The organism is Hoylesella buccalis ATCC 35310, assembly GCF_025151385.1.
GTDB lineage: Bacteria > Bacteroidota > Bacteroidia > Bacteroidales > Bacteroidaceae > Prevotella > Prevotella buccalis.
In genome coordinates, this window is sequence record NZ_CP102287.1 from 1,059,431 (window position 1) to 1,073,424 (window position 13,994).

Below are 13,994 nucleotides of genomic sequence, written 5' to 3' on the forward strand. Positions count from 1 at the left end.
TGCTTTTGCCCCTTTAGAGCATACATATTATCACACGTTTACTTTGGGCGTTGCTTTGGGCTAAAAGTTTTTGGGCTTGCAGCCCGTTTCGTTCCCCAATCTTTTCCACAAAATGTGGTATGGGATAGATTAGAAGACGAACAAGAAAGAATGGTACAGTTGGGCAGCCATCACATAGACCACCAGCCAGGGAGAGAGCCTGCTTATCCCGACTGACAAAGCATTAAAAATATCAGTCAGCGAACGAAAAGCGCCACTTAACAAGCCAAAGGTGACGGATGCCACACAACCCATGAAACATACTATTGGAAAGACACTTTGCGAAAAACTACTTGGAAACAAATGACCGGTCACGCTCAGCAGGATGGCTTGGGGCATGAGTGTCAACAAACCAATAATCCCTGCGAAGATTACCAGTTCGAGCAAAACCAATTTTAGTGCGAAACGCTGTCGATATTCCTTCCTGGCAGAAGGTGTAAAAGCCTTAGACAGTCTGCTTTGTTTCAATGCGCCCAGCGTCATTCCCGCAAGAATGAGCCAGACGAGCAAGGGAGAGGCGAGGTTGTAAGTGAACTGACCGAAAAACCATCTGATTCCCTCACTGCTCAACAACGAACGCACAGGCGACATGGGCATCGTGGCTGTTATGAACCACGACACCAGAATGAGCAGAATTTGTACGATTCCTAAGCTGAACGTAACGATGGCAAAGACCTTACTCTTCATCGGCTTGCAAATTATCAATGTCAAGCACTCTCAACTCAATGGCCCTGACTACCAGTCGGGTGGCATTGATTCCAATCCCGTTGTTGCCATTGGGAAAGAACTTTTGTATCAACTCGTTCTGTCGCTTTTCCAAACTTTTTACGCCAAAGGGCATCCCGCGCAAGTTCGTAATCTGTTCCTTGGTATAGCCCAAGGCCAGATGACGGAGGAAACGCTCATCATATTCGTCAATCTCATAATTCACAAGCGCCTCTTGCCGCATCAGTTGGTTATGGATGCTTAACTTGAAGCGCTCCACGATTTTTTTCAATATCGGCTGGTTGAACACCATGCGTTTGCCGGCCATCACACTGCCAACATCCCCCCGCGTGAGCAGTTCGCCACTTTTCAAGATGATTCCATCGCACCCCGCGTCCAGCACGTCGACCCATAATTTTTCATTCAGTATCTCGCCGGTAAATATCAACACCTTCACCTGCGGATAGCTTTGTTTCGTTTGCCTGCATATCTCAACGCCAACGGTCGTGGAGCCACCAAGTCCCAAGTCCAACAAAACCAAATCAGGTACCTGCTGCTTTATCAGGCGCCAATATTCTTGTTCGTTTTCTGCCGTACCAATGATTTCGGCTTCAGGAATCTCGTTTTTAAAGATGCCCTCGGTACCTTTCAGTTCCAAAGGAACATCCTCTACTATGATAATTTTAAATTCTTCCATATCGTTTTTGTTAAGGTGATATTTATGTTTATTCGTCCTGTCTCATCTTTCACAGCCTGGATGCCGCAGCCACGCGCATTGGTAGCCTCTCCTACCTCACGAACAATCTGCCTGCACAGCATGAACTGCATGTCAACGGTATTGGGCGTAAATAGAGCGGCGACTTGTTCATCGGAGAGATGAAGATTGTTCATCTTTACATGAATAAGACAATATACGGGGTCTTTGTCTTCAGCAGTCAGCACCAGCTCGCCGCCATTTTGCTCTTTCAAGATGTCAAACAGATAGCGCAGCATGTCGTCATCCACCTTGACATGATTGTCTATCTGTCGCATGGCCTGCGCACTCAGCAGCATGTACAGGTCTTTGTAATAAGAAGAAAGCTCGCTCAACACTGGAAGATTTTCGTCTTTACCATCAGCCAAAACACCTATTTTAGCGGGATAATACATCGTTTCGTGCTTTAAGGTTGAAAGACAGTTGTCCAACACGCTGTTGCTGATGTGCAACTGGTCGTTTTCGTAACTCGTTCTTCGCAATTCGTCTTGAGCCAGTTCCATGCTGGTTGTCTGCACTTCCTCCACATGAATGCGATCTCGTAACGCATCCATGATTTGTTCAACGATAGCGTTAAGTTTGGTAAATCGGGTATTCAACATTCTGCGGTTGAACGTCCAAAGCGTCTGTATCTTCTGTAATTTCTCCTGAGCGGGGGCCTCACTCAACAACGTCTGGTTGATTTCCTGGATTCGATCAACGCTGAACCGATAATACACCCGATGTCGATCATACAAAAAATAATAGGCTGGGAATATCAGCATGAAAATCAAAGAAAGGATGACGAGGGCCACATTCTTATTAACTTCTGAACGTTGCATCATTTGAACATACGTGCCTAACGTACTGTCTGCACTGCGTTCGCGGAACAACTGCGTATAAGCCTTGTTGTTATAAGCGTACAAGGCCCACTTGTGCAAGGCCAATGCGGCCACGGCACTTTCGTTTCTGATGCCAAGGATGATGTTGTAATTGGTTGGAATACTATCGTATAACCATTTAATTTCTGCCGGCAATGCGGTACTGTTTGACATGATGGTCATCGTATCTACGCCATGAGGTCTGCATGTTCGGTAATGGCGGTTGAGATAATACAGGCAACTGTCTGCAAACAACAGGGTTTTCTGATAAGTTCCTTGGATGTTGCTGAAGCACTACTGTCCACGAAAATCTTTTAATAATCTCTTGAAACGCCTATAAATACAAGCTTGTAGGAGATAAAATAGACTCCCTACTTTTGAAAAGAGTATCTTTGCCACAAATTACAATTTGAAAGCAGATACTTATGAACAAAGGTCGATACGTATTTTCACAGCTGTGCGACTTTCTGCCGACAGACCATTTCAAATGGTTGATAAAAAAGTATGAAGGTAATAAATATGTGAAGAGTTTCACTTGTTGGAATCATCTGATGGTTCTTCTATTTGGTCAGTTGTCTAATCGTGAGGGATTACGAGACCTTATTGTAACCATCACTCCGTTCAAGTCAGCGTTCCACCATCTTGGTTTTGGAAAGAATGTCAGTAGAAGCAATTTGAGCAAGGCCAATGAAATACGCGAAGTCAAGATATTCCAAGAGTTTGCAGACAAGATGGTTTCCATAGCAAGAGAGAAACGAGGAGTCGTCAAGGACTTCTTCATATCGAACAATGTCTATGCGTTTGACTCCTCAACAATATCATTGTGCCTTTCTGTATACTGGTGGACTAAACTGCATCATGGGAAAGGAGGAGTGAAATTGCATGAACTGTATGACGTGAAGACAGACATTCCGACATTTTCTGTCATTACAGACGCTTCAGTTCACGATTCTCAAGTGATGGAGCTAATTCCCTATGAGAAAGAGAGTTTCTATATATTTGACAGAGCGTATATGGCAACTAGGAAACTTTATATAATAGAAGGAGCAGAAGCTTACTTTGTCGTGAGAGAGAAGCATAAAATGCCGTTTGAGGTCATAGAGGATAAAGAATACAACAACCCTTCATCTGGAATTATGGCTGACCAAATTATACGTTTCAAGGGATACAAGACTAAGAAGCAATATCCAAATAAACTTCGACGAGTGGTATTCTATGACTATGATGGTAATAGGACATTTGTATTTTACACGAACAATTTTGAAATTACAGCGGAACAGGTTGCTATGCTTTACAAATACAGATGGAGAGTAGAACTGTTCTTCAAATGGCTGAAGCAACATCTGCGCATCAAAGAGTTTTATGGAACCTCGGAGAATGCTGTAAAAATACAAATCTATGCAGCTATCATTGCATATTGTCTTGTCGTTATCGTACAAGAATGTATGGGGCTAAAGCTTCAAACCTATGATGTTCTAAGAATTTTAAGCACGGCATTGTTGACAAAAATGCCATTGTGTGACTTGCTCATTGAACAGAAAGAGGAAGAATTTACTGAAGGAAAAAACCTGCAGCTCTGCCTCAATTTTGATGGGTAACTATCAATTTGTTACTTTTTGAAATGTTAAAGGGTTTTCGTGGACAGTAGTGTTGCTGAAGTAAGCACTATCGGCAAAAGCAGTAGCTTGCTGGATGAACTCGCCCTGCACCACCTCCGCTTGACCAATCGGATGGGGCGTGTGCGGCACACTTCCCGACTCGCCTGCGTTCACGTTGATGAAATACGAACCCACCATGCAAAGCACCGCGATGGTACGTGCTACTCCCTTCGGCAGCCTAAAGGCGAACGTGCTACCCTTGCCTTCTACGCTCTCGGCACGAATAGTGCAGACGTTGAATATCTTACTGGTTTTACGATATCTATCGATGATGCCCTTGCAATTCATCAACCCGAATCCGTTGCTGATGCGGTGCGACGGAGGGTTGCCATCAACGCTTTCAAGCGTGTGGTCAACGATGGGCTTGTTGACGAACAGGTGCTCAATTTGTTGTTCAGACATGCCAACGCCCGTATCTTCTACCCTAATCTCCACATAGTCGTCACCCTCCTTACTGTCTATCCGAACCTGTCCGCCAGAAGGCGTGAACTTCTTTGCATTGTCAGCCAAGGTATTTAGCATGAACACGGTGAGCGTCTTGTCGGCCTTGACCACAGCTTGGGTGGGCATTACCTGCAAATCAATGCCTTTGATGGAGAAACTCATCCGGCTGCGTGACAACAAATTAAAGACATCTTGCAACGGAAAACTTTCAATCCTCAGGCTCAACACACCCTGCCGCAACTGTATCCAATGGGTCAAAATGCTGTTATAATCATTAATCTGCTCGGCTAACTCCGCGATATAGGTATACCGATCGTCCCTGATGGACTTCGCCTCGGTCTTTTTGGTCAGTTGATGTATTTCGTGCAACATCCGATCTATCAAAGGAATGATGCTGTTGACAAGCGACACTTTGGTTCGTTGCTCAAGATTACGCTTCTTATTCTTGGAAACGTGCAGTTGCTGAACATGTTTTTCTTCCTCAATCTCTTCATATTTCTCTTGGTTTTCCTCGAGTGCCTCTTCATTGTCGTGCTTCCATTTTTCAAGGGGTTCCATGAGTTTTGTCAACGTTGAAGCCTGTCGGTCGTTCCTCTTTCTCATGTAGTAGAAGATAAACAACAACAAGCATACGACAACGATGGTGATGATGATGGCCAGAATCATCCGATTCAACTGCTTGGATGACACATCCAATTGTTCAGCGCGGGCCTCCAACTGCCGGTCCTGCCTGGTTCCTTCCTGTATGTCGAGGTATAAATTTCGGTTGTAATCGCTGTTTTGCTTGTCATCAATGGCCGAGTAAGCCAGTGACAATTGCTCTCGGATAGATGCCACCAGGTCGGGAGCTTGATTGATGGCATGGTTGGTTTCCAATGCGTTGTGCAGACAAATCAAGGCCGACTTGTAATCTTTCAACTCCCAATAACACTCCGCAAGCGTTCGATACGAGCCGGCAATTTGATAAACGTCGCCATATTGAATGAATGTTTTCAACGAGCGTTGCGCCAAATTTCCGGCCAACAACGAATCGGGCATGTCGTACGGATTGATGAATTGCATGGAGGGCAAATTGTCGCGAATCAACTTGTCTCGGTATCTTTTTCGCTGCAAATGCTCGCTCATGGCCTGCATCGAGTTGGCCTCCCAATAGGGATAATGATGCTGCTTGGCCAGCACATAGCATCGCGTAAGATACTCAAACTCAACCTGGTTGATTTCCTCACGCGTGCCATCGAGGATGATGCCGCCCGCACCAACGTTATACAGATAATTCAACAGTTGGGAGGTGTCTTGAGCTATCTCGCCGTTGACATCAATTTGGTTGATGGCATCGAGCGATAAATCTTCCAAACCCACATAATAAAAATAGGTGGAGGTGGTGAGATAAAATTCGCTTTCGGCATAAATCATTCGGCGTTTTTGGTGCTCATCCAAACTGTTGTACTCCTCCTCAATTCGATGTAGACGCCTCATGGCACTCTCTCGATAAACATAAAAGTCCTTGTTTTTGGAGCAACGTTGGCAAAGACGCATCAACTGAACATCTGCCACTAACAATTCTATTTGATTGTTGGTCGATTTGCGCACTTCAGACAGCAGCGAATCTGCCTTGGCATATTCCATCCTTGCTATATGGACGAACGCCAGATGGTTGAGGGCTTCGGCATAACCATCACCATGTTTGCCTGCCAGTTGCAACGCCCGATTGGCATAAAGCAACGTACTATCCAAATTGCGGTAGCGATACTGGTACGCTCTTTCGTTCAGAGCCACCACGTCGTCACCGTGAGGGTCTGAGCAAGCTATCGCACACAAGAGAACGACAAGTGTGAGCAATACCGAATAGATGCGTTTGGTTGTTTCTTGATGACACATGCTTAGGCTGGCAAATAATCTGTCACACAAAGATAACCATTTGCTGTTTGAAAATGAAGAAAATCGAAGGAAAATATTGATTATGCTTAAAATATGCAACTGTGCTTTCGCACAATACAACTATTCTTTGTAATTTTGCATCACATAGATTGCGCCTCAACAAAGTAAGTAAACTTACGTTGTGTTCGGCTTACACGATGATTGCACATATTTTAAATGTGATATGACAGAAAAAATCAGAATCAAGGATATCGCCCAGCGGGCGGGCGTTTCGGTTGGAACGGTTGACAGGGTCTTGCACGGACGTCCCAACGTTTCTCCCTCAGCGCGTGAGAAGGTGGAGAAAGCACTCTCGGAGATGAATTATCAACCCAACGTGTATGCCAGTGCCTTGGCGTACAACAAGTCATACACCTTCTATCTCATCATCCCACAACATGAATCTGAAACTTACTGGGAGGAAATTGAAGAAGGTGCAAAGAAAGCCATAGAAACCAGACGCGACTTCAATCTCGAGACGAAAACGCTCTATTACGAGCGACTCAAAGAAGAGTCGTTCAAAAAGGTGGCAGCCACCTGTTTGCAAGAGAAGCCCGACGGGGTGATCATCGTTCCGGCAACACTCAACTTGACAAGAGCGTTCACAGATCAATTGCACGAATTGAACATCCCTTTCGTCTTGCTCGATTCGTACATGCCCGAACTGAATCCACTCTCCTTCTTCGGACAAGACTCATTCAAAAGCGGCTACTTCTCGGCAAGGATTCTGATGATGGTAGCCCATCAAGAGAAACAAATCGTGCTGATGAAGCGCAACAAGGACGGAAAGGTGACCAGCAAACAGCAGGAAAATCGTGAGGTTGGATTCAGACATTACATGTCAGAACACTTTCCCGAGATTGAAATCATCGAGTTGGGCTTGCCCATGAAGGCCACCAAAAAAGAATATGACTTGAGGTTAGAAAACTTTTTCAATGAGTATCCTCAAATACATCATTGCATCACCTTTGGCTCTAAAGCACACATCATGGGCGACTTTCTGTTAAGAACCAACAGAAGAAGCACCCAAATCATGGGATACGACATGGTGGGCAAAAACGCTGAATGCCTCAGACAGGGCAGCGTGTCGTTCCTGGTCGCTCAGCATGCCTACCAGCAAGGCTACTGCTGCATTGACACGTTGTTCAAAGCCATCGTACTGAAAAAGAAGGTTGAACCCGTAAACTACATGCCGATAGAGTTGTTGACGAAAGAAAACATGGATTTTTATCGTCGCACGCAATTGTAAAAAAAGGAAATCAGCCCTTGCCCATCAGCAACGGCCGCGTTGACCTACAGCTACTGTGGACGCGCCTCTGGGCGACATCAATCAGGTTTCATTCACACGTCATCAAATATGGATATCATCAAACGTAATTTCTTTCGGTTGCTGCGCTCTGGAGCACTCAATGAGTATGTTACGTTAGAGCCCATGACGACCTTCAAGTGGAACCGACTGTTTCAGATGGCAGCATCTCAAAACGTAGTGTCCATCGCGCTGAAAGGCATCAAGAACCATCAGTATGATACTAACATCCACATTCCACAAAAGCTCATTCTTGATTTGCAGGAAATGACTGACAAGGATGAACAGGAATGGTTTACCAACCCACATCTCAGCAATCCCACGTTAAACAAGCGTTTAAAAAAAATCAAACACGATGAGCGTCATGCAATTGATACTTCCATGGAAACACTTCAACTGCTTGACATCATTATCTTTAACGTCAACCACATATTAGCCAAAGGCATCTCCGTCAGAGGCATCATCGAACTGGGTAGCTACTTAAGAACCAGAGGTGACAAGGTTGATTTTGTCAAACTTGAAACCTGGCTCTCCAAACTTCACCTACAACGCATGGCACAACTTCAGGGAAGCATCCTGATTGTTGTCTTTAATTTTGAGCAAGACGAAATACCTTTCGTAGAGAATGTAGAACGCGAGGCCTATCCTCTGATTTTAAGAACCCTGACCCATACAGAAATCGATACGACAAAGGAATGGCATTTCAGAGAAGGCAAAGCAGGATTTGTGCAAAACAACAACAAAGTGCTCCGGCGTAATCTCCGGCGCAGTATGAGATACATCAACTACTCCCCTATCGAAACATCCAGTCATTTCATCGCAAACTTAGTTCGAAGTTTATCTGAAATCGAAGAATGAACCGTGAACCAAGCTACCACACCACCGCACCACCCATAGCGGTTGTTAAAGCAATTATGAAGCCTGAGTTCTAGCTAACGCTTTGTGCATATATTACCATTTTTTCTTAATATAATACACCTTCTTGTCGTGATGATAAGGCATCCAAAAAATAATATATGTTAATCCTCGTCGAAGGATTAACCGTTTTAGTATCATCTATATTTTATGTAATCTCCACATAGAAATCTTCTTTTATTATTTCTACATATCGATTAGGGTCATCCTATGAATAGAAAAGGCGAATCACGCCCATCAAAGATGTTTCCAACTTCCCGTCGGATCAGAGACAAGCTAACTATAAATTTCTTTTACTTATTTATACCTAAAATCCAAATATTCTCTAAATATTGTTAAATTTCAAGAGAGAGAGGGATGAAATAGGCAACATTCTGCATAACATCCTTAACAACAGACTGTTACAAACCTCGCTCATTTTTAGCGTATTTGCGACCAACTTTGACGTTGGTTATTTTTATGCGAGTTATGAGAGGTACTTTGTAAAGAAAATTCAGCATTTATTTTCACTCAATGTAGCATGTCACTAATTTTACATTTGCAACTTTGCAGGTGTTTTCCGTTGTAAAAATATCCTTATTAAATAATAAAGTTGTGTTCGCTCTTCCCTTCAATTTCCATAGAGATGATATCCACAGAAAACGTTATCCATAATAATCTTGACACCTCTTACGTTAAAGAGGTAACTTCCTCTATGAATTGGGAAGCTACCTCCTTTTATAAACAAACGAGAGAATGCGTTATTATTTAATTATAAATTTTCGGTTGTTGGTCACTGTTCCGTTCTTAACCGATAAGATATAAATTCCTCGTTTCATACTATTCTTCATCAAATTCTTGTCTTGGGGCAAATTAAATCGTGCCACCATTTGTCCAGACAGCGTATAAACTGTTACTTCACCTTCCATGTCGTTATCAATGGACGATATGCTTGTAGTCCAATCTGAGAACGTTGTTGCCGTGGTGTTGACCAATGTAAATCGGTCTGTAGCCGTCTCGCCTTCACCAGCGGTGAACATGTAAGACAGTTTGTCGCCATCAAAGGGTACCAACTGCTGCAGCTTCAGGTCGACAAGCTTCAAGTCGGGATACTGGTTGAGCCTTCTACGGGTAAGGGTTAAGGTGTAATTGCCTGCCTTTCCTGTTTTCACGGTGATGTTCGCCTTGGTCAAATCGTTCGTGGTATTGACCTGCAACATGCCTGGTTTGGCATTGGAATAGATCGTTGTAGGCACCGATTCGGCTCCAAGTCTGAAGCCATCCCAACCATTATCGAAGTCGTCAGACGTGTTGGCATTTTCCAACAACCACATCGTCTCGTGTGCATGCTCACCAGTTAGCTCAAACTTCACAGAACCAGAAGTTTCGCTTGGAGCAGCACCAAAACGCTTAGCCATCTGTGGACTATTGCCATCTAATGTCACAACCTTGTTGTAATCCAATGTCAACACAGCATTGTCACCATTTGGTTTGACTTCCTCTGACGTAAATTTCAACAAGAAACCTTGCATAGAAGGAATTACATAGAAAGTCAAATCAGAAGCAGCGAACAATGGCACGGCCTGGTAAGAACCCGCTCCTTCATTATCTCCAGTTACGACCTTTTCTCCCCAGTCTTTCCCACTGCCTGTACGATATAGGTATGCGGTATTCTCCACATTAGTGTTGGATCCGATAGCTTGTGCCAAAGCAGCTGAGCTTATGGGTGCCGTATAGGAGTTTCCAAATAGGTTTTGACCCAACCCCCAATAATTCACGGCGTCGCTTTGATTTGTAGCGCCATTCACTTTCGGTGCTTTTTGAGTGAGCGTCAACGTCACATTGTTAAAATCTAGGTATCCCTTCATAGTTTTAATCTTAGGCGTTGTAGACGCATTTCGAATTGAATAGCCTGCAAAAGCGGTCATCGGCGCCTTAGCTTTCAAACCAACAAACTTTTGATAGAACTGGTTTTTAGCGTTATGCGCCTCATCATATTTGTAAATATATGAACCGCCGAGCATGCCCGATGACATCTCTTGGAACGGTATTCCAAAGAATTGATCCGTATATTTTACAGGGAAAGTCGTACCCTTGGTAGGCGAACCCTCCAAATTATCTGTCCATGATGTAGGCTGCTCAAGTTTACGTGACCGTACATACATTTGCACCTCGGCATACACTTTGTCTGATGCCGCACCGGGATATTTCGCAATGAAAGTTCCGTTTGGCACATCTTCAGCGGATGCCTCAATCCTCAAGCGAACAGGATCTAAGCTTCCATCCTGCTTAATTTCATGCGCGAAGCCCACCGTTCCACTCTTAACCACCAAAGCACTACCTGCTGGAACAACCATCGCCTCGCTGCTTTCGTTAATCAGACTTGCCGCCCAAAACGAAAGAGGCGACTTTCCTTCTGTCAGTCGGCAATCTCTTTCGGCAGCATGTCCGTTGTTATTCTCTTCCGTAGCAAACACGATGTCCTCTTCATAGTCAGGTACCTTGTTTGCTGTCCAGTTGGAAGCGGTGCTGAAATCTTCGCTCGTCGAGCCTACCCAGTAGTTGGGTTTGTCGGTCTTTGTGACGTAGAACTTCACAATTCGGTCACCACCTGAGCTTCCCGGACACGATGTGCGGTCAGTAAACGTGGTGCGAACCTGATAGGTGTACACGCCTGGCTCGTTGAATGTCACGTTGATATCGTTACCGTCAAACACTTTCTTTTCGGGAGTGTTCGTAATGTCGTACCATTCTACATTATATATATAAGGTGAAACAGGCAAATAAAGATGTAGCGGTTTCATACCGTCGGTAATGTCAAGGTTGATAATGCTCTTCACCTCGAAACCGTTTTCTGTCTCCACCGAAGGCTCTGGTATGTCGGTAGGCGATACCTGAACAAATTTCTTTCCTTCGCATGTGCCGTTAAAAATGGTAAGAACGAGGTACTTCCCTACCTCCACATCTTTCCATACTACATTGAGAGCATCCTGTGCGCTGGTGGCTTCGTAAGTCTTAAGTGGTTCCCCAATTCGGGTCGAACCATCCTCCGTCTTATACAATTCATACTTAACGGGCAACGCTACATTCACGCCTTTAGCAACACCAACACTCACCATGCCGGTACCATTACCATCACGATTGCACATGGCACCAAAGACTTCGAACGCTGCCTTGTCAGCATAATCGGTGAAATCAAACTTGTATGTCTTGCGGGCATAATCGCCTGGCTCATCAGGGCGGATGACAACCTCGTCACTATTATAATATCTATCTTCTTTCGCTATGGCAGAGTAGATGTTGTTCCCATCAGAATAACTGTGTCCATTATATAAACTCGGAGCAAAGGCAGCGCCAAAATAGTTGGTGCCTGTCAGTTTTTCCAATGGAGTGATAGGATCTACATTAGATGCCCATGTCTTTCTGCTACTTGATGCTCCTTGCTCCCCCGTGCTGGCTTTATAAGCATATGCAACATTGTCTCCTTCCGGACCGAAATCGAACTTAACCACATTGTTGCCATTGCAATCAACGCCTACATACACTCCGTCCTTGTAGCCCTCATCGCGCTTTGGCTTGTAATGCTGGAGCTTGCTCTCTGGAATTTCGAAGTTATAGGTTGCAGTATTGTTGCAATTGTCTTTCAAATCAAGTGCGTATTTGCCAGCAGGCAGGTCGGCGATGAAATAGGCGTCACGCAACTTGTCGTAGGTTATATCCTGTGGGAAATCAATGTGCTTGGTGTACGGTTTGTCATCCGCAAAGTCGGTTATGACAAAATCTCTCTTGTCATCAAGTCGTTTCACGGTCAGGGTCAATGGGGCAGAAACATTAGCAAGGCCTATTGCCAAGCCAGCGGTATTGCCATGTATTCCCAACTCTTTGTTTATAGTAGGAGACATCCAATCGCTTACATCCTTAAACTCAGGCTTGATAGGTTCAACCACAATTTCCTTTTCTATTTTCAAATCAGGGCACCCAGGGGCATATACGAATTTATACGTACCCGGTTCAGCCACTTCTATTGTCTGCGACCATCGTGTATCAAACTCGTTGATGGGCATAGGCACATCCTCCTTGACTGGTGTGGAAGGATAAGTGCCATCCTCATTTTTTTTAAACAATTTTGCATAGCGGTGTGCTTCGTCCATGAAGTAATAGGAGTACAAATAATAATATTGCCCTGTTCCTCCCTGAAAATCATACTTAATGGTGAACTTAGCGTCTTGGTAAGAACAGTCAGCAGGGTTCAAACTTCCCTTTGACGAAGTGCTAAAATTCATCATTTCATCCAGCGTACGCACATGCGCAAAGTAGTCACGCGTTGTTTTTTCTCCATCACAAAGGGTAGAATATTTCAAGCCAAAAATTCTATTATATCGTTGTGACGAGAGGTTGGCAGCAGATGCAACCTTGTAAAAACGATAGTACTGGCCTGAATAATATGGCTTTGCCATGTCGTAAGCCGCCACATGTTCCACATCGTAATATTTACCATCGGCATTACTACGCAACTTCAATGTCTGCGCCAAGAGTTCGGTCTGAGCATCCAACGCATCTTGGTTTTCCGTTTTAATGGTTGCCCTGATGTAATAATCAAATGTGCAATCGCCTGTCTGCTTAATGAAAATGTCCTGCCCGAAAGACACTGTTGTCTTTCCGAAGCCCACCAACTCAGATTTCTTCGTGACGGTCTTGCCTTTCGAATCGGTAACGGTCACGTCGATATAATCGCCCGATGCCAATCCGTCTACAATCCATGCACGATTCGGAGTCTTCTCCAAGGTCTTCTCCTCAGTAGTATTGTCTGCGTGATGAATGGTGGCTTTATAGGAAAAAGGAGCTACACCCTTCTCCACATTCACGGTTATGCTACCATTTTTGGTGTCTGTTGGCGACGTGTTGCACGTGGCGTCTTTCACCTTGAACGAGATCACAGGAGGATCAGTTGAAGGTATCTCCACTATCTCCACATCGTGCAAGAATGTGTGTGCCGTTCCACCTGCTTGTTGGAAATAAACCTTATATTTCCCTACCGGCACGTTCAACCATGTTATTTCCCACACGTTGGGATTTGCGGTTTTCTGCTTCAGCACATTGTCTGAAAGAAAGCCACTCCCATTATTGACTTGGTCTGTCTCGTTGGTACTGGTCCGCAACTGTGCCTGTCCGTTAAGCGCCTCGTCGGCACCCAACGTCACGGTCAACGTGATGCTGCTTAGCTGCTCGCCCACATCAACCTTCGTCACTTTGCTGTTGTCAGGAGTCACATTGACAAATGTAACCGCCGATACGGCCATGCATAATGGCAACATCAACAGCAATAACGCCATTCGTTGTAAATAATTTCTCATCTTTGATATCAATAAATTTGTTTTGTTGTTCATCTCACATGCTACCCATGAACTGTGCGCTCA

The 13,994-nt window shown here is 44.5% G+C and carries 8 protein-coding genes; 3 read left to right on the plus strand and 5 right to left on the minus strand.

Features of this window, described 5'->3' with window-relative positions; genetic code table 11:
• Positions 1-129: 129 nt before the first annotated feature.
• Genes NQ518_RS04525 through NQ518_RS04535 form a run of 3 tightly spaced genes read right to left on the minus strand, consistent with a single transcriptional unit; the run spans position 130 to position 2,640 of the window.
• The gene (locus tag NQ518_RS04525) at positions 130-726 is read right to left on the minus strand and encodes an AbgT family transporter (protein ID WP_227208021.1); all 597 of its coding nucleotides are present in this window, start codon (positions 724-726) and stop codon (positions 130-132) included.
• Positions 716-1,441, minus strand: a complete 726-nt coding sequence (locus NQ518_RS04530; RefSeq protein WP_004349043.1) for a DUF5932 domain-containing protein — start codon at positions 1,439-1,441, stop codon at positions 716-718. The genes NQ518_RS04525 and NQ518_RS04530 overlap by 11 nt, the downstream gene beginning before the upstream one ends.
• Entirely contained in the window at positions 1,417-2,640 is a 1,224-nt protein-coding gene (locus NQ518_RS04535) for a DUF5113 domain-containing protein (RefSeq protein WP_227962426.1), read from the minus strand. Before NQ518_RS04535 ends, NQ518_RS04530 begins: the two co-directional genes overlap by 25 nt.
• A gap of 143 nt (positions 2,641-2,783) precedes the next feature.
• On the opposite strand from NQ518_RS04535, the gene NQ518_RS04540 reads away from it, so the two are divergent.
• Positions 2,784-3,956, plus strand: a complete 1,173-nt coding sequence (locus NQ518_RS04540) for an IS4 family transposase (protein WP_227208630.1) — start codon at positions 2,784-2,786, stop codon at positions 3,954-3,956.
• A gap of 3 nt (positions 3,957-3,959) precedes the next feature.
• Here NQ518_RS04540 and NQ518_RS04545 read toward each other — a convergent pair whose 3' ends face one another.
• On the minus strand, positions 3,960-6,338 hold the full coding sequence (locus tag NQ518_RS04545; protein WP_227960719.1) for a DUF5112 domain-containing protein: 2,379 nt from the start codon (positions 6,336-6,338) through the stop codon (positions 3,960-3,962).
• Between the two features lie 223 nt (positions 6,339-6,561).
• Here NQ518_RS04545 and NQ518_RS04550 point away from each other — a divergent pair, with 223 nt between their 5' ends.
• Positions 6,562-7,626, plus strand: a complete 1,065-nt coding sequence (locus NQ518_RS04550; RefSeq protein ID WP_227208017.1) for a LacI family DNA-binding transcriptional regulator — start codon at positions 6,562-6,564, stop codon at positions 7,624-7,626.
• A 108-nt stretch (positions 7,627-7,734) separates the two neighbouring features.
• Complete coding sequence (locus NQ518_RS04555; RefSeq protein ID WP_227208015.1) at positions 7,735-8,541, plus strand: hypothetical protein; 807 nt, start codon at positions 7,735-7,737, stop codon at positions 8,539-8,541.
• Positions 8,542-9,341: 800 nt separating this feature from the next.
• Here NQ518_RS04555 and NQ518_RS04560 read toward each other — a convergent pair.
• A complete protein-coding gene (locus NQ518_RS04560) occupies positions 9,342-13,931 on the minus strand; it encodes a T9SS type A sorting domain-containing protein (RefSeq protein WP_227960717.1) in 4,590 nt (1,529 codons plus the stop codon).
• Positions 13,932-13,994: the final 63 nt, after the last annotated feature.